This window comes from Aeromonas sp. ANP5, assembly GCF_963870295.1.
GTDB lineage: Bacteria > Pseudomonadota > Gammaproteobacteria > Enterobacterales > Aeromonadaceae > Aeromonas > Aeromonas veronii.
The window spans coordinates 66,137-91,536 of sequence record NZ_CAWMRY010000002.1 but is presented as its reverse complement, the minus strand read 5'-3'; the positions used below and the strand labels follow the sequence as shown (position 1 = coordinate 91,536).

The 25,400-nt window shown below is 58.1% G+C and carries 20 protein-coding genes; 15 read left to right on the top strand and 5 right to left on the bottom strand.

The window, feature by feature from the left end; all coding sequences use genetic code 11:
* Positions 1–74 precede the first annotated feature (74 nt).
* Both AACT07_RS01650 and mscM read right to left on the bottom strand, forming a co-directional pair.
* Positions 75–758, bottom strand: coding sequence for a glycerophosphodiester phosphodiesterase (locus AACT07_RS01650; protein ID WP_069526404.1), 684 nt, complete (start codon positions 756–758; stop codon positions 75–77).
* Positions 759–782: 24 nt separating this feature from the next.
* Entirely contained in the window at positions 783–4,064 is a 3,282-nt protein-coding gene (mscM, locus tag AACT07_RS01645; protein WP_069526403.1) for a miniconductance mechanosensitive channel MscM, read from the bottom strand.
* Between the two features lie 155 nt (positions 4,065–4,219).
* Here mscM and AACT07_RS01640 point away from each other — a divergent pair, with 155 nt between their 5' ends.
* Entirely contained in the window at positions 4,220–5,557 is a 1,338-nt protein-coding gene (locus AACT07_RS01640) for an MATE family efflux transporter (protein ID WP_069526488.1), read from the top strand.
* 88 nt (positions 5,558–5,645) lie between these two features.
* On the opposite strand, the gene AACT07_RS01635 is transcribed toward AACT07_RS01640, so the two are convergent.
* A complete protein-coding gene (locus AACT07_RS01635) occupies positions 5,646–6,467 on the bottom strand; it encodes a peptidoglycan DD-metalloendopeptidase family protein (RefSeq protein ID WP_069526402.1) in 822 nt (273 codons plus the stop codon).
* 303 nt (positions 6,468–6,770) lie between these two features.
* Here AACT07_RS01635 and AACT07_RS01630 point away from each other — a divergent pair, with 303 nt between their 5' ends.
* Positions 6,771–7,550, top strand: coding sequence for a BPSS1780 family membrane protein (locus AACT07_RS01630; protein ID WP_021229782.1), 780 nt, complete (start codon positions 6,771–6,773; stop codon positions 7,548–7,550).
* A 66-nt stretch (positions 7,551–7,616) separates the two neighbouring features.
* Here AACT07_RS01630 and AACT07_RS01625 read toward each other — a convergent pair whose 3' ends face one another.
* The gene (locus AACT07_RS01625) at positions 7,617–8,516 is read right to left on the bottom strand and encodes a LysR family transcriptional regulator (protein WP_005335037.1); all 900 of its coding nucleotides are present in this window, start codon (positions 8,514–8,516) and stop codon (positions 7,617–7,619) included.
* Positions 8,517–8,642: 126 nt separating this feature from the next.
* Between AACT07_RS01625 and AACT07_RS01620 the strand changes: the two genes are divergently transcribed.
* The 4 genes from AACT07_RS01620 (at position 8,643) to oxyR (ending at position 13,093) form a co-directional block, all read left to right on the top strand.
* Entirely contained in the window at positions 8,643–9,503 is an 861-nt protein-coding gene (locus AACT07_RS01620) for a Vmh family MBL fold metallo-hydrolase (protein ID WP_058055949.1), read from the top strand.
* A 75-nt stretch (positions 9,504–9,578) separates the two neighbouring features.
* On the top strand, positions 9,579–10,223 hold the full coding sequence (locus AACT07_RS01615) for a DsbA family protein (RefSeq protein ID WP_069526401.1): 645 nt from the start codon (positions 9,579–9,581) through the stop codon (positions 10,221–10,223).
* 176 nt (positions 10,224–10,399) lie between these two features.
* A complete protein-coding gene (locus tag AACT07_RS01610; RefSeq protein ID WP_069526400.1) occupies positions 10,400–12,037 on the top strand; it encodes a methyl-accepting chemotaxis protein in 1,638 nt (545 codons plus the stop codon).
* A 156-nt stretch (positions 12,038–12,193) separates the two neighbouring features.
* The gene (gene oxyR / locus AACT07_RS01605; RefSeq protein ID WP_069526399.1) at positions 12,194–13,093 is read left to right on the top strand and encodes a DNA-binding transcriptional regulator OxyR; all 900 of its coding nucleotides are present in this window, start codon (positions 12,194–12,196) and stop codon (positions 13,091–13,093) included.
* Positions 13,094–13,142: 49 nt separating this feature from the next.
* On the opposite strand, the gene AACT07_RS01600 is transcribed toward oxyR, so the two are convergent.
* Positions 13,143–15,614 carry a penicillin-binding protein 1A gene (locus AACT07_RS01600; RefSeq protein WP_069526398.1) on the bottom strand — a complete coding sequence of 824 codons (2,472 nt, stop codon included), beginning with the start codon at positions 15,612–15,614 and terminating at the stop codon, positions 13,143–13,145.
* A gap of 300 nt (positions 15,615–15,914) precedes the next feature.
* Here AACT07_RS01600 and tapM point away from each other — a divergent pair, with 300 nt between their 5' ends.
* The 9 genes from tapM to AACT07_RS01555 all read left to right on the top strand — a co-directional run bounded on the left by tapM (position 15,915) and on the right by AACT07_RS01555 (position 25,233).
* Positions 15,915–16,976, top strand: coding sequence for a PilM family type IVa pilus assembly protein TapM (tapM, locus tag AACT07_RS01595; protein ID WP_040066887.1), 1,062 nt, complete (start codon positions 15,915–15,917; stop codon positions 16,974–16,976).
* Positions 16,964–17,542 carry a PilN family type IV pilus biogenesis protein TapN gene (tapN, locus tag AACT07_RS01590; RefSeq protein ID WP_005353997.1) on the top strand — a complete coding sequence of 193 codons (579 nt, stop codon included), beginning with the start codon at positions 16,964–16,966 and terminating at the stop codon, positions 17,540–17,542. The genes tapM and tapN overlap by 13 nt, the downstream gene beginning before the upstream one ends.
* Complete coding sequence (gene tapO, locus AACT07_RS01585) at positions 17,539–18,138, top strand: PilO family type IV pilus biogenesis protein TapO (RefSeq protein WP_069526397.1); 600 nt, start codon at positions 17,539–17,541, stop codon at positions 18,136–18,138. Before tapN ends, tapO begins: the two co-directional genes overlap by 4 nt.
* Positions 18,135–18,668: a pilus assembly protein PilP gene (locus AACT07_RS01580; protein WP_005335020.1), complete on the top strand. Its 534-nt coding sequence runs from the start codon at positions 18,135–18,137 to the stop codon at positions 18,666–18,668. The genes tapO and AACT07_RS01580 overlap by 4 nt, the downstream gene beginning before the upstream one ends.
* A 16-nt stretch (positions 18,669–18,684) precedes the next feature.
* Complete coding sequence (locus AACT07_RS01575) at positions 18,685–20,913, top strand: type IV pilus secretin PilQ (RefSeq protein WP_069526396.1); 2,229 nt, start codon at positions 18,685–18,687, stop codon at positions 20,911–20,913.
* Between the two features lie 191 nt (positions 20,914–21,104).
* Positions 21,105–21,623, top strand: a complete 519-nt coding sequence (gene aroK, locus AACT07_RS01570) for a shikimate kinase AroK (RefSeq protein WP_005335014.1) — start codon at positions 21,105–21,107, stop codon at positions 21,621–21,623.
* A gap of 14 nt (positions 21,624–21,637) precedes the next feature.
* Positions 21,638–22,720, top strand: a complete 1,083-nt coding sequence (aroB, locus tag AACT07_RS01565; protein WP_069526395.1) for a 3-dehydroquinate synthase — start codon at positions 21,638–21,640, stop codon at positions 22,718–22,720.
* The gene (locus AACT07_RS01560; protein ID WP_069526394.1) at positions 22,710–24,290 is read left to right on the top strand and encodes an SPOR domain-containing protein; all 1,581 of its coding nucleotides are present in this window, start codon (positions 22,710–22,712) and stop codon (positions 24,288–24,290) included. Before aroB ends, AACT07_RS01560 begins: the two co-directional genes overlap by 11 nt.
* 70 nt (positions 24,291–24,360) lie before the next feature.
* Positions 24,361–25,233 (top strand): Dam family site-specific DNA-(adenine-N6)-methyltransferase, encoded by an 873-nt coding sequence (locus AACT07_RS01555; RefSeq protein ID WP_005335008.1) that lies wholly within the window; start codon positions 24,361–24,363, stop codon positions 25,231–25,233.
* Positions 25,234–25,400 lie beyond the last annotated feature (167 nt).

Here is a 25,400-nt window from a genome sequence, read left to right as displayed (position 1 = left end):
GAACTCTTTGTATCCCGGTCAGCTATTTAAAGTTAGTGCCTAAATCAGTGGTTATCCATGTGCGTATCCCCCCCTCACTGCGCCAGAAAACGATCTGGTCGATTGGTGAAGATTCCATCGACCCCCATGCTAGAGAGCGTTTCATAATCTTCTGGATAATCAACGGTATAAACCAGAACTTTGAGTCCCCGGCGATGGGCATCATCGACCAGCGCGGCGTCGATGAAATCAACATCGCAATTGATGGACCAGGCCCCCAGCTCGTCGGCAAACTGCGCCAGGTTGAGCGGCAGGTTGGCGGTCAGGGCACCGAGCCGGATATCGGGCCGCAAGGCGGCAAATCGGGCCAGCTCCGGGTGATGGAAGGAAGAAACCACCCACTGCCCGGGAGTAAAGCCCAGCTCGGCCTCTGCCCGTCGGGTCAGGGCTGCCACCGCATCGGCGGTATGGGCGCCCTTGAGCTCGATATGCAGCTCGCAGCGTCCGTCGATGATCTCCATCACCTGCCACAGGGTCGGGATCACCTCTCCTTCACCGGCATCGAGCTGCTCCAGATAGGAGCGGGAATGCTCGGTCAGCACCCCCTTGCCATTGGTGCAGCGCTCCAGCCGCCGGTCGTGGAAGACCCACAACTCGCCATCGGCCGCCTGCACGTCGATCTCGATGGCTGATGCTCCCAGCTCCAGCGCTTTGGCTATCGCCTTGAGAGTGTTTTCGGGTGCCAGACCGCTGGCGCCACGGTGGGCAATAATCTGCATGTTCTGCTCCTTTTACCTCGCGGATCAGCCGCGGCTCAGGTGAATGTCGATCTGTTGATGGGGCAGGGTAAGTCCCTGCTGCTGCATCTTCTCCAGTACCAGCGAGTGAACTTCGTGAGTGATGGGCATCCGGTGATCCATGTTGTTGACGTAGAGGCGGATCTCGTAGATCAGTGCCGAGTCGGTGAATTCGATCAGGAAGACCTCTGGGGTCGGCGTCTCCAATACCAGGGTCGATGCCTGGATGGACTCTTCCAGAATGCGTTGCACCAGTTTCGGATCCCGGGTCAGGCCGATCCGGATCCGCAGTTTGACCCGGGTGATGGCATCGGAGAGCGACCAGTTGATGAACTGCTCGGTGATGAAGGCCTTGTTGGGCACGATGATCTCCTTGCGATCCCAATCCACTATGGTGGTTGCCCGGGTCTTGATCTTGGTGACGGTGCCGGTGAGATCGCGAATGGTGACGGTGTCACCGAGCCGGATTGGCTTCTCAAACAGGATGATGAGGCCGGAGACAAAGTTGGCGAAGATCTCCTGCAGACCGAAACCCAACCCCACCGAGAGGGCGGCGACCAGCCACTGGGTTTTCGACCAGTCGATGCCGAGCATGGAGAAGCCGGTGAGGGCACCGATCAGGATCACCAGATACTTGCTGGTGGTCGTGAGGGCAAAGCCGGTACCCGGGGAGAGGCTGAGGTGTTGCAGCAGGGTCAGCTCCATCAGCCCCGGCAGGTTGCGGGCAGTCACCACGGTCAGTATGAAGACGAAGGCGGTCAGCATCAGATCCTGCAAGGTGATGGCCGAGAGCTGCTCGATGCCGCCAATCTTGCTGCTCACCTGCCACACCTCGATATTGCTGAGGAAGCTGAAGGCGGAGTTGAGATCCGACCATTGCACCACCACCAGCATGGTGAAGCCCAGCATCAGCAGGGTGCGCACCAGTCCCAGCGACTGGGCGCTGATGGTATCGAGATCCAGTTCAGTCTCTTCCACCACGTCCGGGGTTTCGGAGTTGAGTTCGTCATGCCCCTCTTCCCGGCCGCGCTGAGCCAGGATCTCGGCGCGCTTGCTCTTGGCGCGCTCGAAGGCGAGGCGGCGGCGCTGGATCAGCATCCAGCGTCTGGCCAGATAGTAGACCAGCAGGCAACCCAGCCCCATCAGCAGGCTAAGCTCCAGCTGGCGCAGCAGGGTGCGCGAGGTATAGAAGTAGCCAAACAGGGCGCCGATCACCGCCAGCAGCGGCGCCAGCATCAGGCTGTTCCAGATGAAGTGGTGCAGCAGATGGGGCTTGGTCATATCGGTCTGGCCCCAGGTGAGCGGCAATCTCTCCCGGTTGAGGCGGGCGAAGAAAAGCAGTAGCCAGAGTGCGCCGATCATGAAGGCCATCCGGCCGAGGGAGTCGTAGAAGGCGTGCTCCTGATAGCTGTTGGCCATCCCCTGCACGAAGAAACTCGGGATCAGCACCAGCAGCAGGGTGCGAAACTGCCCCCATACCTTTTGCACCTGTTCCCGGGGCCAGCGGAAGTGGTGGATCAAAATCCCCCGCTCCAGTGTCAGATGGCGGGCCATCACCAGCGCCAGCAGCAGAAACCAGATCTCGCCAAGACCGCGCGCCACCGCCACCGCAAACGGGTATTGCCAGGCCCCTTCGAGCAGGCCGCGCACCATCAGTACCATGGCGGGCAAGGGGAGGGCGGCAAGCAGGGAGCGCAGCAGCAAGCGGCTGGTGAGGCTGAATTTGTCCTGAGTTACCTTGCCGATCCGCGGCGCAATATGGTCGCAATAGAGGTTCAGGTGACGGGCCAGTTTGAACCAGCTCCAGGCCAGCACCAGCAGCCCAATACCGGCCAGCGTGAGGCTCAGCGGGCTGTTTTCGGCGATGGCGTAGGGCAGTTGCAACCAGTTGTCCGGGTTGAAGGCCAGGGTCAGCGCGGCAGGAATACCGAGCATCACCTGTGGGGTAAAGGGGCGAACATCGGGCATCCAGAACAGGTGGCTGGCGCTTATTTCGCGGATCTCGTCGATCTTGCTGTTCTGGCGGCTGTAGAGCAGCTTGAGACGGGTCTGCTCCTGAATGAGGGTATCGGAGGCGTCGTTGAGCCGGGTCAGCAGCTGGCGCCGGGCCTTGAGCAGGTTGTCGAGCACAGCTTGCTGCGGCCGATCCAGCGTCACCTCCTCTTCGGCCATCAGCTTGTCGCGCAGCTGGCGGGTATCCTTGAGCCCATCCTGCTCGCTCTCGTACTGGTACTTGGCCATACGGGCGCTGACGATGGCGGACTCCAGCTTGTCGAGGGGGAACTGGGGGGGCAGATCGGAGAGTTTGCTGCGCAGGTTCTCGCCGTAGGCATTACTGATCTGCAACCACTCCAGCTGCTCGCGTACCGAGTTGACCAGCTCATTCAGCTCAAACAGATTCTTGTCGACGCTGCGCTGCTCATCCTGCACCCGCTCAATTTGATCTTCCAGTGTGCCGAGCTGGATGGAGAGCGCCTGATTCTGCTGTTGTTGCTCCAGCAGCAGCGGCATGTCGGTGGTGAGCTGTTTGCGCAGCCGCTCGCTCTCCTCCAGCGCCTGCTCGGTCTTCTCCCGCCGCAGCTGGTTCTGTTGGGTCAGCAGGCTGGCTTGCCACTCATCCTCGTCGGCGATGGCCAGATTGAGCTCCTGCAGTTTCAGCTTGCCGAGATCGTTGCGCTGCTGGGCCGAGAGCTGCTCCAGCTCCAGCATCTGGATCCGGTCGGAGAGGCTCTGCTCCTTCATTCTGGTCAGCAGCAGCTGTGCCTCCTGCTGGCGATCCGATTCGCTGCTGAAGCTCAGTCGCTCCAGCTGGCTGCGGGTCAGTTGCAGCTGTTTGCGCAGATCATCCACCCGCAGGTGATACTCCTGCCCGGTGCTCTCCAGCTGGTTGAGACTATCCATCACCCCCTGCCGCTCCTTGCGCAGGTTGAGCTGGCGGTTGCTGCTCAAGCCTATGGCCTGGCGCAGCGCCTCCTCCTTGAGGCTCGCCAGCGGCGGGCGAGCTGCGGGCTGATAGTTGTGCAGGCTCTCCTTGAGCCGTGCCGACTCCTTGGGGTAATCGATAAGGATCTGCTGATAGGCTTTGCTCTGCTCCCGGTAACGCTCGGCCTCTCTGGCAAATTGCAGCGCCTGCTGGTAGCTCTCCCGCAGCTTCTGGTTTTCCGGGGTATCGCTCTTGGGCACGCTCTGCAACAGGGATTCGGCCTGGGCAATGGCATCGTCGGCGCGCACGGCTGGCGGCAACAAGAGAAGGGAGAGCAGCAAGAGGGTGAGCAGGCGTTGCAACATGAGGCTCGTTTCCGTTCAGAAGAGGTGGCCCTAGCCTAAAACAGGGCAGGGAGGCGGGTAAAGCAGTCTATATTAATGATTCATAACACAAATAACAGGAAGTCGTGCTGCCGTTTCGCTATGATCCCGGCCGCTTTCTCTCCACCGAGTCGAATATGTCAGCTGTTGATCTGGGCACAGCCCCGCTATCTCGCCTTTTCTGGCGTTACGTAACCCCGACCGTTGCGGCCATGCTGATCACCGGCATCTATGTCACCATCGATGGCATCTTCGTTGGCCATGTGCTGGGTCAGGATGGCATGGCCGGTCTGATGCTGGCTTATCCCATCTGCGCCGTGCTCTATGCGGTGGGGGCGCTGATCGGCATGGGGGCCTCGTCGCTGGTCTCCTTCTATCTGGGGCAGGGCAATCCGGCCAAAGCCCGCCATATCGTCGGCAATGCGCTGGTGATGGTGTTGCTGGCCTCGGCACTGCTCAGTTTTATCGGGATCCGTTATGGCGAGCCCATGCTGGCCTGGATGGGGGCGGAGGGGGAGATCTTCAGCGCCGGGCTCTCCTACCTGCAGGCCTACGCCTGGCTGGGTGTCTTTGCGGTGCTGTCGATGGCGTTCAGCTCGCTGCTGCGCAACGATGGCCGCCCTGGCTTTGTCACTCTCATCATGGTAGTCGGGGGTCTGCTCAATGTGCTGCTCGACTATCTGCTGATGGTAGTGTTTCCGTTCGGACTGGCCGGGGTGGCGACGGCCACCATGCTCTCCCAGGCGGTGACGGGCCTCGCCTGCCTGTGGCACTTCTTCACGCCGCGTAGCCAGCTGCGGATAAGCTGGGACACCCTGCGCCCCGATCTGCGGCTGATGGGCGAAACGGTGCGCCTCGGGATCTCCAGTTTTCTGATGTACCTCTATCTCTCTGTGGTGCTGGCGCTGCACAACAAGGCGTTGCTGGCGGTTGGCACTTCGCTGCATGTGGCGGCCTACGGGGTGATCAGTTACACCGAGGCCTTCTTCTATCTGGTGTTCGAGGGGATCGCCATGGGTATCCAGCCCATCGCCAGCTTCAACGCGGGCGCCGGTCACTGGCGGCGGGTGCTGAGGATCCGCAATCTGGCACTTGGAGTGACGTTGGGGATCGCCCTGTGCGCCATGTTCCCGCTTTATCTGTGGCCGGAGGCGGCGGTCTATCTGTTTGCCGGCGACAACGCAACCCTGCTGCCGGTGGCGAGCCTCGGGATCTGGCTCTACTTCTGGGGGCTGCCGATGGAGGGCTTGCTGCTGGTGGGGGCCACCTACTTCCAAGCCATCAATCGGGCCCGGATCGCCTCCCTGCTCACCGGTGGCAAGCTGGTGCTGATAGGCGGTTTCTTGTGGGGATTCTCGACCCTGTGGGGCGTGCCCGGGGTCTGGCTGGCATTGCCAACGTGCAGCTCATTGCTGGTGTTGGTGATGTGGCGGGCGATGCGTCGGGAGTCCGGCGCCCACGCGCTGGCCGGATAGGTAATCAGGTTCGACGTGCAGATAGCAGACAGGCAGCCATGGGCTGCCTGTTTTGTTAGAGGATGTTTTGTTAACGGGCTCTGCCGATTCAGGGCTTGAAGGCGCCGATAAAGATGGCGGGATCGACCCGGGTGTCGTTGAGGCTGACGTTCCAGTGCATATGGGGGCCGGTAGCGCGGCCGGTCGAACCGACTCGCCCGACGATGCCGCCACGCGGCAGGCTCTGGCCGAGCTTCACATCGATCTTCGACATGTGGCAGAACATGCTGATGAGCCCCTGACCGTGGTCGACAAAGACGGTATTGCCATTGAAGAAGTAGTTGCCGATCAGGATCACCTTGCCTGCGGCGGGGGACTTGATCGGGGTACCGGCACCCACTGCGAAGTCGAGGCCGGAGTGGGGATTGCGCTCCTCGCCATTGAAGAAACGACGCAGGCCAAACGGGCTGGAGAGGGGGCCGTTGACCGGCTTGTCGAACAGCAGGTTGCTCGGCTGGTTGGGGCTGAAGGTCTGGTAAGCCCGGGTCTGCTCCGCCAGCTCGCGGTTGATACGTGTCATATCCTCGGCGAGCGGATTGACCTGACGGCTGTTCTTAAGCTTGATGTGCTGCTCGCGGTAGTGCTTGGGGGTCACGGTGAAGCCGAGAGTGCGGCCATCACCGGTAGTCAGTTGCTGGGCGCCGGGCGTGCTTTTCAGAGAGATGCCGACGATGGCGATCCACTGGTTGTCTTCGCGCACTACCAGCACGGGTTTGTCATGAAAGCGGGCCGTGGGGGCAGTGGCAGATGCGCCAAGAGGGATCACCGCAACGCCACCCGGCACCGGATGGTTGAGCAGGCGACTGATAAAACCCTCGGCCAGGGCTGACTGGCTGGCCAGTAACAACAACAGACAATACACAACTCTCATGACGATACCACTCGATGTTAAAACGCCCGGGATGGCGGGATGACAACCCCCTGTCCGGCATTCGTCGATCACTAGAGGGTGATCACGGCACGCTGGCCACGACAGGCGCGGCTGGGGAAGGGGGCAGATTGTGCCTCGTTATAGTCGGGGCAGCCAGAGGCGGGGCGTGGCTGACGCCCCTTTTGTGCATAGCTGCGTCAGGTTTTATGTCGTGGTCGGGCCGCTTCGCCATTGAGTCGCCCCCCGCCCTGGCTCTAGAATCGGCTTCCGGCACTGATGCCACCGACACTCCGAGGAGACGATATGAACGGATTACCCCCTTTGCGCACCACTCCGGCCCGGTACACGACAGGTCGTGGCTGGCTCTGGGTTCGCAGCGGGTTCGATATCTTCAACAAGGGGATGGGGATCAGCGTGGCCATGGTGCTGGTCTGGTTTATGGTGGGCATGCTGCTGGAGCAACTGCCGGCGGGTGGCCTTATCTCCCAACTGCTCTACATGGTGTGGGGCGCGGGTTGGGTGGCGGTCGCCGCTCGGGGTTATCGGGGGGAGCCGCTGCAGTTTGCCGATCTCTTCGCCGGTTTTCGCCACAAGTTGACCCCGCTGATGCTCGGCGGTCTGCTGGTGTTGCTGCTGTTTAGCCTGGTTGGCCTCGTCTGTCTCGGTCTGCTCTCCATGTGGGGGCTGCTCCCGCTGCTGACGCAGGATCCCGAGAGCATGGTGGTCTCAGCCAGCCAGTTGCAACAGCTGCTGCTGGTGTTGCTGGTGGGTATGCTGCTCATCATTCCCGTGCTGATGGGGGTCACCTTTGCTCCTGCGCTGATCTACCACCACGATATCGGCATCATCCAGGCGGTACGGCTGAGCTTCTTCGGCTGCTGGCGCAATATGTGGCCCTTCTTCTGGTGGGGGCTGCTCTCAGCCATTTTGTTGCTGTTTGGCGCTGTGCTGTTGCTGGTAGGTCTGCTGGTGGTGATCCCGGCGCTCAACTACTCCATCTATGTGGCTTATCGGGATATTTTCCTGGACGAGAGTGCGCAGCCGGAAGCGCCGCACTCAGAACCGTTCGGATTTGAAGCCTAATCAAGGGATCAGAGTGAAGAAGGGGCCCGCAGCGGCCCCTTCGTTATGTTTGGGTGTGCGGAGTGCTTACTCCTGCCAGATGGGATCCGCCGCCATGCGGGCTAGCAGAAAATCGAGGAAGCTGCGCAGTAGCGGCGACATCTGCTTGCGGGTGGCATACACCCCGTATACCCCGAGGCGCTTGGGCTGCCAGTCGGTCAGCAGGGGCACCAGTTCCCCGCGCTCCAGATAGGGCTGGGCCGAGTAGCGGGGTTGCAGGCTGATCCCTGCGCCTTCCAGCGTTGCTTCCAGCAGCAGGTTGGAGATATTGGCGCTCAGGTTACCACTGACCGGCACTGACTCGGGACCGTCCGGTCCATTGAACTCCCACAGGCTCTTGCCGAAGTAGGTGTAGGTGAGGCAGTTGTGCAGCGCCAAATCCTGCACCTTGTGTGGCATCGGATGACGGGCCAGATAGGCCGGGCTGGCACAGACTACCGAGTGGCAGGTGCCGAGACGGCGCGCCACCAGATTGGGGTCGAGGTCGTTGGTGATGCGCACCGCCAGATCGATCCGCTCCTCCACCAGATTGACGGTTCTGTCGAGCAGCAGAATGTCGATGGCCGTCCCCGGGTATTGCGCCAGATAGTCGTTGGCCGCCCCGACCAGCAGTGCTTCTGACAGGGAGTAGCTGCTGGTGATCCGCAGTTGCCCCTTGGGGGCGTCATCCCCCTTCACGGCGAGCTGCTCCATCTCTTCGCCGAGCGCCAGCATGGCACGGGCCCGGTTCAGCGCCTCCTCTCCTGGCCCTGTCAGGCTCAAACGACGGGTGGTGCGGTGCAGCAGGCGGGCGCCCATCCAGCTCTCCAGCTCGGCCAGATAGCGCGACACCATGGCGCGCGACATATCCAGTTTCTCTCCGGCGCCGCTCAGGCTCCCTTGTTCGACTACGCTGACAAAGACCCGCAATGCGGTCAGTCGATCCATGTATGGCTCTCTATATGTTCGATATGTGCAACAGTGATGCGCTTTTTATGCTGTATTTGCACCTTAAGTGATCCAATACACTGTGTCCATCAAATGAACCCCCGAATACTTAATGAGGAATAGATGATGAACAACACCCTGATCCGCAACCTGACTCTGGCTACCACCCTGCTGAGTGGCGCCGCACTGGCCGCCCCCCTGAGCGTGACCGTCTACAACCCTGGCGAGAAGGCGATCTTCCCGGTCTCCTCCTCACTGGTGACCGGTGACAAAGAGGCCATCCTGATCGATGCCCAATTCGACGTGCAAAATGGTCAGGCGCTGGTCGACATGATCAAGAAGAGCGGCAAGAAGCTGACCACTGTCTATATCAGTGCCGGTGACCCCGACTTCTACTTCGGTCTGGAGCCTGTCATGGCGGCGTTCCCGGATGTCAAAGTGCTGGCCGATCAGCACGTGGTTGACCATATCAACCAGACCAAGGATGCCAAGCTGAGCTACTGGAGCCCGATCCTCGGCAAGGGGGCACCGAAGAGCTTGACCGTGCCGCAAGTGATGACCGCAAGCCACCTGACGCTGGATGGCGAGAAGATTGAAATCAAAGAGATGAATACCCCGAATGCCTACCTCTGGGCCCCTTCCATCAAGACTGCTTTTGGTGGTGTGCCGGTTTACCACGGGGTGCATGTCTGGATGGCCGACAGCCAGACCAAGGCGGCCCGCAGTAACTGGGTCAAGGCGCTGGATAACCTGCTGGCCCTGAAACCCGAGCGTGTGGTACCGGGCCACTTCTTGGGCACTGCTCCCAAAGGCACTGCCGCTGTGAGCTTTACCCGTGACTATGTAGAGCGTTTCGAACAGGAGCTGGCCAAGGCGAAAAACTCCGGTGAGCTGATTGAGGCTCTGAAGAAGGCCTATCCGGCACTGCCGGTTGACGATGGTCTGGCCATCGGTGCCAAGGTCAATACCGGCGAGATGAAGTGGTAAGCCACTGAGCCTGCTTTCCCTGTGTTTTTTTACCGGGCCTAAGGGCCCGGTTTTTTATCCGAGATCGAAATGAGAATGAAGATGAGCGAACAACAAACCACCCTCCATTATGTCTATGACCCGCTCTGTGGCTGGTGCTACGGTGCCGCCCCCCTGTTGCAGGCGGCAGCCACCATGGCCGGACTCAAGATCGAGCTGCATGCGGGCGGTCTCTGGCTGGGTAGTCGCCGTCAGCCGATGGGCGAGGCATTGCGTGATTATGTGCGCCCCCATGATCAGCGGATCGAAGCGCTGACCGGCCAGCATTTTGGCGAACGCTACTTTAACGAACTGCTGCTGCGCGAAGGGTGTCTGCTGGACTCCGAGCCGCCGATCCGTGCGGTTTTGGCCGTCACGGCCTTGGGGGGCGATGGGCTGGTCATGTTGCACCGGATCCAGCAATCCCACTATCGGGACGGGATCTGGATTGGTGAGCCGGCATTTCTCGCCACGCTGGCGGCAGAGCAGGGGATTGCAGCCGAAGCATTCCAGCAATCCTATCTGCAGGCCCCCTTGCTGCAACATCTGGCAGATAGCCAGGGCTGGATGAAACGGCTGGGCGGTCAGGGTTATCCTACTTTGGGTATAGAGCGAGAGGGGAAACTCGAAAGGATAGAGATCAACCAGTATCTGGGGGAGCCGGAGTTGCTGATCCCACGACTGTTGCGTGCAATAGAGTAAACCGTTAATAGTCTGCGGTAGTTAAAGTGGCCCTCTCTGCGTGTCGATAGCGATATATGGTGCTTATGCAAACTACAAAAGCACAGCTCTACGGCTATGCTCAATTACAAAAACATGAACACATAGCTCCTATCAAAACCGACATTAAACGATGACACGCAGTTAAGGATGAATCTATGCTCCAGAATATGTCCATAGGCCAGAAGTTGAGTACTGGCTTTGCGGTGCTGGCACTTTGCGTATGCCTGCTTGCCGGGTATGGCGTCTCACGACTGTCGTATCTCAATCAACAAAACACTGTATTGGCAGAGAACCTTATCCCTTCTGTTCGCTATGCAAGTCAGATGCATATCGCACTGCTTGATGCTCGGCGTTTCCAATTATCTATGGTGATCGCGATGGGCTACAACGACAGTGCGGATATTGAACGAACCCAACAAGGTGTGATGGATTCAAAGGCACGTTTTGAGCAGGCTGCGGCTAATTACGGCGGATTGGCTTTTAATGCTGCTGATGAAGAGCAAACCTTTAACGCGTTGAAGACTGCCGGAAATGCCTTTTTTACAGCGCATGACCCGCTATATCAGGCGGTGAAACAGAGTAGTGACAAGACAAGAGAGATTTTGCAAGGGAATCTCAGAACCACGCTGGAGCAAGCAACAAAATTAACGATGGATTTGCGTGAGATAAATGAGCGTATTGGCAAGGAGATGGATGCCCAAGGGGAAGAGGCATACACCAGCTCCAAATTCCTCAGTATCTTGACTGGCGCAGCGACTCTCATTTTCGTGGTGTTGATTGCATGGTATTTGAGTCAGCAAATCAAACGACCCGTTAATCGCTTGCTGGAACTTGTTGGTAGCGTCGCGGCTGGTGATTTGACTCATCGTGTGGAGTTGAACGCGTTCAATCAGGATGAATTAGGACAACTGGCGAAAGGCTTTGCGCAGATGCAAGAAAATTTGCGCAAACTGGTTGGGGAGGTATCCGGTTCTGTTGTACAGATGAGCTCTGCGGTAGAAGAGATCAGTGCCGTAGCAAGGCAGTCGGCAGACAATATGAACTCCCAGCAACATGAGTTGAATCAGCTGGCAACGGCGATGAACGAGATGCAGGCTACGGTGCAGGAGGTCTCTCGCAACACCAGCGATGCGGCCAGTGCCGCCACCTCGGCCAGTGAGACGGCCGAACTTGGTGCGCAAACGGTGAATGACTCCATTCTGCGCATCGAACGGGTCGCCGGTGCCATCGAGAGTACCGCGGTGGTGATCCGCCAACTGGGCGATGACAGCCGCAATATCGGTATGGTGCTGGAGGTGATCCGCGGCATTGCCGAACAGACCAACCTGCTGGCATTGAACGCCGCCATTGAAGCGGCCCGTGCCGGTGAGCAGGGACGGGGGTTTGCGGTGGTGGCCGATGAAGTGCGTACTCTGGCCAAGCGCACTCAGGACTCTACCTCCCAGATCAATACCATCATTGCCGAGTTGCAGCAGCGTGCCGAACAGGCCGGCAGTACCATGCAACAGAGTCAGGAGCTGATGAACACCACGGTTGCTACCGCACGGGAAGCGGGCGAGTCCATCTCCCAGATCAGTGGCTCGGTCAGCAGCATCTCCCACATGAACATCCAGATTGCGACAGCCACCGAAGAGCAGGGGGCGGTGAGCGAGGAGCTCAACCGTAACGTGGTCAATATCAGCCATGCTTCCGAAGAGGTGGCCGCCGGTGCCACCCAGATGGCTCAGGCGTGCAACGAGCTGAACCATCTGGCTACCCAGCTGCAGGATATGGTGCGCCGTTTCAGGGTGTAATCCCTCGGCGAGTCAAACAGCCCGATTACCGCAAGGTGATCGGGCTTTTCTGTTTTGGAGCGGTAGCCAGAGAGGTTCACCGCGAGCGGATGACTTGTCCAGCCGGACGATATTGTGCATGCTGATGGCCCATTTTCCAGGCAGGACTCTTGCTGTATGAATCTTCGCGATCTCGAATATCTGGTGGCGCTGGATGAGGAAAAACATTTTCGCAAAGCCGCTGAACGCTGCTTTGTCAGTCAACCCACCCTGAGCGGCCAGCTGCGCAAGCTGGAGGATGAACTCGGGGTCATTCTGATCGAACGTACCTCGCGCAAGGTGCTGTTTACTCCGGCTGGCGATGCCATGGCCCATCAGGCGCGTCGGGTGCTCAAGGAGGTGCGCGAGCTCAAGAGCATCGGTCAGCATTTCTCCGAGCCGATGTCCGGGGAGATCCATATCGGTTTTATTCCGACCGTGGGCCCCTACCTGTTGCCCCGCATTATCCAGACCCTGCGTGAGCGTTTTCCCCAGCTGGAGTTCTACCTCTACGAGGAGCAGACTCAAACCCTGCTCAAACGGCTGGAAGAGGGGGAGCTGGATTGCGTCATTCTGGCCGAGATGCCGGGGATGGAGGGGTTTGGTTCAATCCAGCTCTATCATGAGCCGATGTGGCTGGCGGTGCCTTGCCATCACCCCGAAGCACAGGCCAGGCAGGTGCCACTCGGCAATCTCAAGGGCAAGAAATTGCTGATGCTGGCCGATGGCCACTGTTTGCGGGATCAGGCGATGGGATTCTGTTTTGCCGGCGGGATTGGTGAGGATCAACGCTTCAAGGGAACTAGTCTCGAGACCCTGCGCAACATGGTGGCCGCCGGTAGCGGCATGACCCTGGTGCCAAAGCTGGCCGTACCTGCCGATCATGATGAGGGAGGGGTGAGCTATCGGCCCGTGGTTGACCCTGTGCCGGGGCGTACCATCTCGCTGCTCTATCGCCACTACTCGGTGCGTCGCCCCTGTTTCAACGAGCTGGCCGCCTCGATCGCTACGCTGATGGGCAAGCAGTTGGCCCAATAAAAAAACCGGCAGCCAAGGCTGCCGGTTTTGCTTCTGCCGCGAGAGCAGCTTAGAAGATATCGTCGGTTGAGACAGGCCCTTCCACATCGGGGTTGTCACCACCGTAGACCTGATTGCCATCCGAGCTCGGTGCTGCATAGCGGGTCGGTTCGGTCCCTTCCTTGAAGTATTCGTCGGTGCCGCCACTGGTCGCCAGCAGGCCGGTTTCGCTATCAATCTTCACTGTCATGATCCCCTCGGGAACCGGCATCTTGTGCTCCGGCAGCTTTTTGAGGGCGACTTTCATGAAGTCGATCCAGATAGGCTGTGCGGCGCCACCGCCAAACTCGGCACGGCCAAGGCCACGCTGGTGGTTGTCAAAACCGATCCATGAGGTAGCAACGATGTCCGGGGTGTAGCCGGAGAACCAGGCATCCCGCGATTCGTTGGTGGTACCGGTTTTACCGGAGATGTCGTGACGTTTCAGGTCGCGGGCTGCACGCCAGCCGGTACCACGCCAGCCGTTGCCACCCCAGATGGCTGTGCTCAGGGTGTCGGTGATCAGGAATGCACTCTGGGCACTGATGGTATGCGGGGCGATGGTTGGCGCGAGAGGGGGCTGCGTGCCATCTTGTGCGGCTCCATCAACAGTTGGCTCCGGCAGTGTGCTCTGCTCGGGGGCGGCCTGCTGTTCGCAGGTGGTGCAAGCAATAGCAGGATTGGCCTGATAGAGGGTGTTCTCCAGACTGTCGGTCACTTTGTCGATGAAGTATGGGGTCACCAGGAAGCCACCGTTGGCCAGTACCGAGTAACCACGCACTACCTCGAGGGGAGTGAATTCGGCAGCGCCCAGTGCCAGCGACTCATGGGGAGAGATGAAGTCGCGGGGGAAGCCAAAGCGGGTCAGACCGTCGATATAGGTATCCAGACCGATGGCGCGCATCAGTCGAACCGACATCACGTTCTTGGACTTGGCCAGACCCAGACGCAGCGGGGTGGGGCCATCATAAACGGCCGGGGAGTTCTTGGGCTGCCACATGGGCCCTTTTGACGGATCCCACTGGTTGATCGGCGCATCGTTGATGAGCGACGCCAGGGTATAGCCATGCTCCAGCGCGGTCGCATAGAGGAAGGGCTTGATATTGGAACCGATCTGGCGACGCGCCTGATCGACCCGGTTGAATTTGGAGAGTTCGAAGCTGAAGCCGCCAACCACTGCTTCCAGCGCGCCATTTTTCGGGTTCATGGCAACCAGCGCGGCGTTGACGTCCGGGATTTGGGCCAGCAGCAACTCTTCGCCCTCTTCCCGCACCCAGATCTGGGCGCCGACTTTCAGCACATCGCGCGCCGATTTCGGGGCATAGCTCTGACGGTCGTCGGTAATAAAGGAGCGAGCCCATTTGATGCCATTCCAGCCGAGCTCTGCTTCCTTGCCATTCTTCAGTACCAGCGTGGCGCTGCGATCACCGAGCTTGGTCACGACTGCCGCCATCAGCGGATCATAAGTGGGCTGCTTGCCAAGGTGAGCGACGATCTGCTCGTAATCCCAGGCTGTCTCGCCAGCCTTCCACAACTGAGCCGTCGGGCCGCGATAGCCGTGGCGCATATCATAGGCAAAAACGCCATCCAGCAGCGCCTGTCTGGCTGCCCGCTGACGTTCGGCAGAGACGGTAGTGTAGACGTGTAGGCCCATGGTGTAAGCATCTTCACCGAACTGCTCGACCATCTTCTGGCGCACCATTTCACCAAGATAGGGGGCGTGCAGGGTCACTTCGGCGCCGTGAAAACGGGCCTTGATCGGCATCTTGGACGCTTCGTCAAACTGGGCCTGAGTGATCTTGCCGGTTTCCAGCATCCGGCCCAGCACCACGTTGCGGCGAGCAAAGGCGCGTTCGGGGGAGCGGATGGGGTTGAGCATGGAGGGGGCTTTCGGCAGACCGGCAATGATGGCGATCTCGTCCAGTCCCAGATCCTTGACCTCTTTACCAAAGTAAACCTGTGCCGCAGCACCGATCCCGAAGGAGCGATAACCGAGGGGGATTTTGTTGAGGTAGAGTTCGAGGATCTCGTCTTTTGAGAGATTCTGCTCGATCCGCCAGGCAAGGAAGACCTCCTTGATCTTGCGGATGATGGTCTTCTCATTGCTCAGGAAGAAGTTGCGGGCAACCTGCTGGGTGATGGTACTGGCCCCCTGACGGGCATGGCCGGAAACAGCCCAGACGGATGCAGCTCGAATGATACCTATCGGGTCAATGCCCGGGTGCTCATAGAAACGTGCATCTTCGGTCGCCAGTACGGCATCGATCATGGGTTGCGGAATTTCGTCCAGACGCAGCGGAATGCGACGAATTTCGCCATATTGGGCGATCAACTCCCCATCCCGGCTGTAAACTCGCATCGGGGTTGCCAGCTTGACGTCACGCAGTGCGGTGACATCGGGCAGTTGGGGTTTGATATAGAAGTAGATACCGATGAGGCTGGCAACACCCAGCACTGCACCCAGCATCATGACAATAAACAGGCGAACGAGCCATTTCAGCATGGAAGAACTACCAATCGTCTTAAAATTAGCCAACGGGCGCAGAGTATAGCCCTTTTGCCATCGGGAATTCGAGGTTTTCCTGTGGCGAGCCACCCACCTCAAAAGGATGCGAGAGGTTAGCACTACGGGGAGCAATAACCAAGGAGGGCCACTTGCCATGAAGAAAGCGAGATGGGTCACTTTTCGGCATAAACTTTATGACATTGATAGTTAGAGCATTTAGGATGAGTGAAGCACTCCTCTGATCGGGTGTCCTACACTCTGTTCAGGAATAAAACCAAATAACGCATGGATGTGTATATGTTTGGGCTTTTTAACAAGGGATCCCTCCTCCCTCTGGTGGGCATTGATTTTGGCAGCCAGACCATCAAGGCCGTTACCCTCAGTGGCCGACCCGGCAAGCTTCATCTCGAATCTGTCGCCGATATTGCCACCCCGAAAGGGACGCTTGTTGACTATCAATTGCAGGATATCGAGCGCGTCAGCCAATCTCTCAAGACCCTCAAGCGTCTTATTCCAACTCACAGCGACTATGCCGCCACTGCGGTGACCGGTTCCAACGTGATTACCAAGGTGATCCAGATTGATGCCCGCCTCAGCGACAAGGAGCTGGAGAGTCAGGTGCAACTGGAGGCCGAGCAGATCATTCCCTTCCCCCTCGATGAAGTGAGTCTCGATTTTGAGGTGCTGAGCACCAACAACAGTGAAGATCGTCAGGATGTGCTGCTGAGCGCAGCCCGCACCGAGAGTGTCAACGGCCGGGTCAGCGCCCTTGCCGAAGCCGGTATTGCCGTCAAGGTGGTGGATGTGGGCGCCCATGCGCTGGGCCGTGCCGTGGTGGCCTGTCTGCCCGAATTGCAGGAGAGTGAACGGCCGATCGGGGTGATAGATATCGGTGCCAGTGCCATGACCTTTGCGGCGCTGGTCAAGGGAGAGGTGATCTACTCCCGCTTGCAAAACTTCGGCGGCGATCAGTACAGCCAGGCGCTCTCCTCCTTTTATGGCATGACGCTGGATGAGGCTGAGCAGGCTAAAACCAAAGGTACCTTGCCTGTTGACCATGAGCTGGATGTGCTGATGCCCCACATCAACTCGCTGCTGCAGCAAGTGCGGCGCAATATCCAGCTGTTTTGCAGTTCATCCGGTTATCGCGACATCGCAAAACTGGTGCTGACGGGGGGAGGCAGTCTGCTACCCGGTTTGTTGGTACAGGTAAAAGAAGAGGTCAATTGCGAGGTGTTGCATCCGGATCTGTTCGCTCTCTTTGGCAAACCGAAAGGGGAGGCCGAGCTGGTACATGGTGCTAAATATATGACGGCATTCGGGTTGGCTCTGAGGAGTTTCACACCATGTCAAATATAAACCTTCTACCCTGGCGTGAAGCCCGGGCCCAGCGCCAAAAGAAACAGTTCGGGGCCTTGCTGGGGATTTTTGTGTTGGCCACGGTCGCGCTGGGATTTTTTGCCAACTGGCTGGTTGATCGCCAGATCGTCGCCCAGCAGCAGCGCAACCAGCGGCTGGTTCAGGAGATGACTATTCTGGATGCCCAACTGGGGGAGATCCGTCTGCTCAAAGAGCGTCGCAAGGAGCTGATCGATCGGATGCAGCTCATCGAGCAATTGCAGATGCGACGCAATGTGCCCGTCCGCCTCTTCAATCAGCTGCCTTCATTGGTACCCAATGGGGTTTACCTCAACACCCTCTCGATGCAGAACAATATTATTGATGTAAATGGCAAGACCGAAGCCTATGGTCGGGTGGCCAGCATGATGCGGCGGATTGATGGTTCCGGTTGGTTGGGTCAGGCAAAAATAAGCACTATTTTTGCGGCTGATGTTGCGCCAGTGTCATTGAGCCAGTTTTCCATGATGTTCCTGATCGCCAACAATGCTGCGGCTGCAGGGAATGTGGCCAAGGAGCAACAATGAATCTTCAGCAACTCAACGAGCTGGATATCAATGACATAGCAAGCTGGCCAAAATGGGCAAAAGGGGTCTTCATCTTTTTCTGCTGCGTGTTGACCGGTGGCGCCATCTACTACTACGTGATTGCCAACTCACTGGCCAGTTTGACTCAGGAAGCAGGAAAGGAGACCGAGCTGAAAGCCCAGTTTGAAAGCAAGGCGATGCTGGCTGCCAATCTGGGGGCATACAAGGCGCAAATGGTTCAGCTTGAGCAACTGGTTGATACCCAGCTCAAGCAGTTGCCCAATACCCATGAGGTCGCCGGGCTGCTGGACGATATCAGCTTTATTGCTACCGACAACGGCTTGAAATTGAACAGGATCAACTGGGAACCTGAGGTCAAGCACGAGTTTTCGACAGAGCTACCGATGCGTATCGAAGTCGTGGGCACTTACCATGAAATTGGCAAGTTTACCGCTGACATGGCCGCTTTGCCCCGTATCGTCATCCTTGACTCCTTCACTCTGGGTCAGAGCAAGGATGAAGGGGAGCTGATTTCGATGTCGATGCTGGCCAAGACCTACAAGTACAACGGTAAAACAGTGGAGCCGAAACAATGAGACGCATCTGCTGGTTATTGCCTGCCCTCTTGCTGGCGGCCTGTGGTGGTCAGGAGGACATGGATAGCTATGTCGCCCAGACCAAAGCAAGGCCACCCATACCTATCGAGCCCTTGCCCGAGCTGAAGCCTTTTGCCCCTATGCACTACCAGCAACGCGAGTTGCGCAGCCCCTTCATGGTTCCCCAGCCTGAGGCGACGGTCGGAAGTACAAGTACTGCCAAGGCCCAGCCGGATTGTGCACAGACCCTGATGGATCGTGAGAAAGAGGTGCTGGAAAATTATTCGCTGGCCAGTCTGTCGATGCATGGTTCTTTGGGTAAGGCGGGTCAGTTGTGGGCCTTGATCAGCACCCCGGATGGCAAATCGATGCGGGTCGGGCTCAACCAGTATATGGGGCTTGATCAGGGCCGGGTCATCAAGATCACTGACACTGCCGTGGATTTGCTGGAAACCATTCCGGACGGGAAGGGGTGCTGGGTAACAAGAGAAACCCAGTTGGCAATGGCCAATGTGCAAGAAAAACAATAATCAGGGACGAACAGCAATGAGAATAACAATAGAGAGTGTATCCAAAGTGGCTTTGCTGTTTTGCGCCAGCGCCCTCAGTCAGGCGTGGGCAGTGGCAACCCTGCAGGAGATCAAGGTCAATCCGCTGCTTGCCGATCAATTGCTGGTGGAGCTCAGTTTCAGTGAGCCGGTCACGGGCTTTACCGATCGTCTCTCTTACCAACCCAATCAGTTGTTGTTACATGTTCCCGGTGCGGTAGGGGCGCTGAAAGTGAACCCGCTGCCGATCCAGCGCCTGGGGGTAGATAATATCAAGGTTGAGGGTAAGGGCGCAGGTCTGGATATCAAGATCGCACTCGATCAGCTGGCCCCCTATCAGGTTCAGCAACAGGGGAACAAATTACTGGTGTCATTGGGCGAGGGGGCCTCTTCCGGGCTCATCAATGGTGAGAGCGCCCTGATTGCACCCGCAACCTCGGCTACTCCTGTGCCAGCGCCCTCTGCGGCCACACCCTCTCCTTCGGCACTGCTCAATCCTCAGGTCGTTGCCCGGTCTATGCCTGTTGTGCCCGTGACAACGCCGGTAGCCACACAGCCTGCCAGCAAGCCGGTGCTCAACAACTATCAAAGCAGTGGGGGCGGCGCCTATTTCAACTCGGTTACCGGTGTGGATTTTCGTCGTGGCAAAGATGGCCAGGGGGAGTTCCTGGTCACGCTGGATAACAGCTCGGCCGCTGTTGATGTGAGCAGCCGCGGTCAGACCGTACTGGCCAAGTTTCATGGCACTCGGGTGCCGGATGGTTTGCTTAATCTGATCAATGTGCAGGATTTTGCAACGCCGGTCTCTCAGGTTGAAGTCTCCCGGCAGGGCAGCGATACCCTGTTTGAATTGTCGATCAATGGTCAGTTTGATTACCGTTACGATCAGGCAGACAAGCTCTTCATTATCGAGGTGAAAAAGCGGACGACGGCCACGGCATCCAAGCAGTATCAGGGAAAGCCCATCTCATTGAACTTTCAGGATATTCCAGTCCGTACCGTATTGCAGCTTATTGCCGATTTCAACAACCTTAACTTGGTAACCACAGATTCGGTATCAGGCAATATTACCCTGCGTCTGGATGGGGTGCCGTGGGAGCAGGCGCTCGACATTATTTTGAAGGTGCGGGGTCTGGATAAGCGGTTGGATAACAACATCTTGCTGGTAGCGCCTGCAGAAGAGATCGCAACACGCGAGAAGCAACAGCTGGAGAGCCGCAATCAGGTTGCCGATTTGGCTCCGCTCTATACCGAATATCTGCAGATAAACTATGCCAAGGCCTCGGAAGTGGCTGCCCTGCTCTCTTCCGAAAGTACCAAGTTGCTGTCACCCCGTGGTGCGGTGAGCGTGGACGAGCGAACCAACGTGCTGGTGGTCAAGGATACCGCCGATGTCATCAGCAGCATCAAACGGATGCTTGATATCCTCGATATTCCGGTCAAGCAGGTGGTTATCGAGGCGCGGATGGTGACCATTGATGACGGTTTTGATGAAGCGCTCGGGGTGCGGTGGGGGGTGACCAAAAACGATGGTCATGGCAACAGTACGTCTGGCTCCATCGAGGGGAATGATGGCTCTGGTAACAACAACGGCAGTTCTGCAATTAATCCCAGCCCTCGGCCATCAGCAGACGATCGGTTGAACGTCAACCTGCCGGTGACCAATGCGGCCGGTACTTTGGCCTTCCAGGTTGCCCGTTTGGCTGATGGCACCTTGCTGGATCTCGAGTTGTCGGCGCTGGAAAAAGAGAGCAAGGCCGAGATTATCGCCAGTCCGCGCGTGACCACGGCGAACCAGAAACCGGCATTGATAGAGCAGGGTACCGAGATCCCCTATGTGGAGTCCTCTTCCAGTGGCGCTACCTCGGTTACCTTCAAGAAGGCGGTATTGAGCCTGAAGGTTACCCCGCAGATCACCCCTGATAATCGGGTGATTCTCGACCTGACCGTGACCCAAGATACCAAGGGTGAAACGGTACCGACCGGTACCGGTGATGCGGTTTCCATCAACGCCCAGTCCATCACCACTCAGGTGTTGGTGAACAATGGCGAGACCCTGGTACTGGGCGGCATCTATCAGCAGACCATCAAGAGCGATGTGACCAAGGTGCCGCTGCTTGGCGATATCCCCGGATTGGGGGCCCTGTTCCGCAAGACCACCAGCGAGAACAAAAAGCGGGAGTTGCTGATTTTCGTGACGCCCAAGATAGTCACCGACGCCTTCTGAATGCTTTACATGTGAAGGTAAAACACATATAACCTTACGCCCCAATGAGGCTGGGGCGTAAGGGCTGCGGTTGCCAGTCCCGATATCTATTGAGATAATCCCCCTCCTGATCCATCGCAAGATAAGGTTCATAGGTACCCCGATCCAGTATTCATCGGGGTCGTACAGTTTGTAATTACTAACGAAAAGACATGGCTGAGAAACGCAATATTTTCCTGATAGGTCCCATGGGTGCGGGCAAGAGCACCATAGGTAGACATCTGGCAGAACAACTGCATATGGAGTTTTTCGACTCAGATCATGAGATTGAGCGCCGCAGTGGTGCTGATATCGGCTGGGTGTTCGATGTTGAAGGCGAAGAAGGTTTCCGGATTCGCGAAGAGAAGGTGATCGGCGAATTGTCAGAGCAGCAGGGTATCGTGCTGGCGACGGGTGGCGGTGCCATCAAGAGTCGCGAAACCCGCAACAAGTTGTCTGCTCGTGGCATCGTGGTCTACCTCGAAACCACTATCGAAAAGCAGCTGGCGCGCACACAGCGAGACAAACGCCGCCCTCTGCTACAGACCGAAGAACCGGCACGCGAAGTGCTGGAACGTCTGGCACAAGAGCGCAATGCCCTGTATGAAGAGGTTGCCGACTTTGTTGTGCACACCGATGACCAGAGCGCAAAAATCGTTGCCAATCAAATTGTAAAGCTGATCGGTATGTAATCTAGAGGACGTCCATGGAACGGTTGAAGGTCGAACTGGGTGAACGCAGCTATCCCATCGAGATAGCTGCTGGGTTGTTGCAGCGCCCCGAGGCGCTGGTATCGACCATCAAGGGCAAGCGGGTGATGATAGTGACCAACACGGTCGTTGCTCCGCTTTATCTTGAACGGGTAACCGCTCTGCTGTCGGGTTTTCAGGTTGAACACCTGATCCTGCCTGACGGCGAGGCGTACAAGAGCCTGGCGACCTTTGAGCAGATCATGTCTGCTCTGCTTGAAACCAACCATGGGCGCGATACGACACTGATCGCTCTGGGGGGCGGCGTGATCGGGGATCTGGTGGGCTTTGCGGCAGCAAGCTATCAACGTGGCATTCCTTTTATCCAGATCCCGACCACTCTGCTCTCCCAAGTTGACTCCTCTGTCGGCGGTAAAACCGCTGTCAACCACCCCCTCGGCAAGAACATGATTGGGGCTTTTTATCAGCCCAAACAAGTTGTTATCGATACCGAATGTCTGAGTACCTTGCCAGCCCGCGAATTTGCCGCAGGGATGGCCGAGGTGATCAAGTACGGCATCATTTGGGATGCTGATTTCTTCAGCTGGCTGGAGCAGAACATGGTGCGTCTGCAACAGCTGGAACCTGCCGCGCTGGCCTACGCCATCAAACGCTGCTGCGAGATCAAAGCCGATGTGGTCGGTCAAGATGAGACCGAGCACGGCGTCCGTGCGCTGCTCAATCTGGGTCACACCTTTGGTCATGCCATCGAGGCCGAGCAGGGGTATGGCAACTGGCTGCACGGTGAAGCAGTATCCGCCGGCACCATGCTGGCAGCCTGGACTGCGCAGGCCCGTGGCGATATGAGCGAAGCGGACGTTGCGCGAGTGCGCGCTCTGCTGCTGGCCGCCAATTTGCCAATTCATGCGCCTGCCGAGATGGATTTCGCCGCCTTTATTCGCCATATGCGCCGTGACAAGAAGGTGCTGGAAGGCAAGCTGCGTCTGGTATTGCCGGTTGGCATCGGCCATGCGCAGGTGGTGGGGGATGTGTCCGATGCTGAGTTGCTGGCGGTGATCGAGTCTGGTTGTGACGAATAAACTGCTAAAACTTCCTTCCCAGCGGCAGCTGGTTGACCGGCTGCTGCATCTGATTGAATTCAATCACCCTTTCATTTTTCTCTCCGGTAAACCCGGTTGTGGTCGCGGTACCCTGTGCGAATCCCTGCTCGGCGTGTTGCCGGAAAAAGTGCGGGTGGTAAGCCTGATTGGTACGCCTGCCATGAAGATGGTGGATGTGCGTCAGCTGTTGCTGCCACAGGTGGTGGCGCGCCCGCTGTTCAATCCACAGGATGCGCTGGCGGAGAGCTTCTTTCGCATGCTGGAGGGGAGCAAGCCTGCCACCCTGCTGCTGCTGATAGAGCGGGCCGATCAGTTGCCAGCCGAATTGCTGGGAGAGTTGTGGGCGATCATCCGTCATAACGATACCCTGGCGGCGCCCCATCAGCTGGCCATTATCGTCTCGGGCAGTGACGTCTGGTGTCGTACGCAACGACCGCAGCTCAAAGGGCGTGCCATGCCAGCCCTTGAGCTGGAAGTGCCGCCACTGAGCCCGCCCGAGCAGCGCATCTTCTTGTATGAGAAAGCCAAAGAGCTCAAGATCCCGGCGACCCTCTTGCCCAAGCCGCAAGTGGAGGAGATCCTGAAAACGGCGAACGGACATCCGTCCACCATCATGCAGTTACTGGAGGATATCATGACCGACAGAAGGCCCAAGAAGCGTCAGGCGGAGTTGCCTGTCAAGAAGATTGCCACCGCTATCGCGCTGGTCGCTGGCGGCCTGCTGGCGCTGAGCTACCTGCTGCCTGCGCTGTTTGACAATGAAAGCAAACCGGCACTGCAGGATCCTGCGCAGAACACGGCATTGCCGATCCCGGTAACGGGAGGCGATCCCCTCACCGCAGGCGGTTCGAATACCGATACCGCTGCACAAGGCGCGCAAAACAGCGATGCAGCCAGCAATCCAAACGGGGTTGTGAAAGATTGGCAGCCGGAGGCGAAAGTGCTGCCCAAATCGGTGGAGAGCGAAACCGTGACCACCGAATCAACCAATTACGAAGGGCGTCGGGTGGTGATCTCTGACGAGGTCGTGCAAAAGCTGATGACCGAACCCAAGGTGAGCGGAGCACTGCCTACTGACGTGGTGGACGAGCTGACCGGCAAGAACCCGAGTGGCACAGCCCCCAGTGGTGCAATCGCAACCACGGCGCCAGCCAGTACCTCCAAAGCACTGAATCCGGCGACAACCGCAACGCCTGCTGCCACCACCAAAACCGCCAGCAACGAGCCGGTTGCTGCGCCAGCACCCAAAGTGGCCCTGACACCGGTCGCCACCTTGAACAAGAAGCCGCGCAACCACTACAGCGTTCAGCTGATGGGGGCGAGCAACACCAAGGCGGTGGATCAGTTTGTCTCCGAGCATGGTCTGGCGGGCAAGGTATGGGTCTATCAGACCAAATTCCGTGGCAGCCCCTGGTACGTGGTGCTGCAAGGGGATTATGCCGGTCTGACCCAGGCCAAGAGTGCCATTCGCAAGCTTCCGCCAGCCTTGCTGAAAGGTCAGCCCTGGCCCAAGTCGTTTGCACAGGTACAAAAAGAGCTGAAGCAATAGCCTTGATACCGGATAAGGGGGTAGAATCGTCCCCCTTTTTGGGTCTTGCCTTCTTACACACCGGATTTCCATGAAAAAAACACGCGCTTTTTTAAAATGGGCCGGGGGAAAATACTCCCTGGTTGAAGAGATTGCCGAGCGCCTGCCGGCCGGGCGTGTGTTGCTGGAGCCCTTCGTCGGGGCCGGGTCTGTGTTTCTCAACACCGACTACGACGCGTATGTGCTCAACGACATCAATCCGGATCTGATCTGCCTGTACAACCACCTCAAGCTGACGCCGGACAGTTTCATTGCCGAGGCGCGCAAGCTGTTTGTGGCAGAGCACAACCACAAGGCGGCCTATTACCGGCTGCGTACCCAGTTCAATCAGACCGAGACCACCTTCGAGCGGGCACTCTTGTTCCTGTTTCTCAACCGTCACGGTTTCAACGGACTGTGCCGCTACAACAAGAAGGGCGGCTTCAACGTGCCGTTCGGTTCCTACAAGAAACCCTATTTCCCGGAAAAAGAGCTGTGGGCCTTTGCCGAAAAGGCGCAGAAGGCGACCTTTATCTGCGAGAGCTACGCCGACGCCATCAAGCGTGCCGAAGAGGATTGGGTTATCTACTGTGATCCACCCTATGCGCCGCTCTCCACTACGGCGAGCTTCACTACCTATGCCTCCGGTGGGTTTACCCTGGATGATCAGGCGATCCTGGCGCGACTGGCCCGTCACACAGCCGCTCACAAAGGGGTGCCGGTGCTGATCAGCAACCACGATATCGAGCTGACTCGTGAGCTTTATCGCGGTGCCCGCCTCGACGAGATCCTGGTCAAGCGCACCATCAGCCGCAACGGCGGCACCCGCAACAAGGTGGCCGAGTTGCTGGCGCTCTATCCCCCCGGCATCGAACCCGAGCAGGGCTACTATCCCAGCGACAGTGAACTGCTGCCGCTGACGTAACAGACCATGCGGCGCCCAGGGGCGCCGTTTTTTATGGGCAAGTCCGCGCCCGTGCCGATGCCCCAAAACCCGGGTGGCTGGGGGAGGGGAGGCGATTGCCCCATTTACCCCGCATTCGAGTCGTTTTCGCCCGCCTTTTACGTTAAAATTGCGCCGCTTTTTCTCCC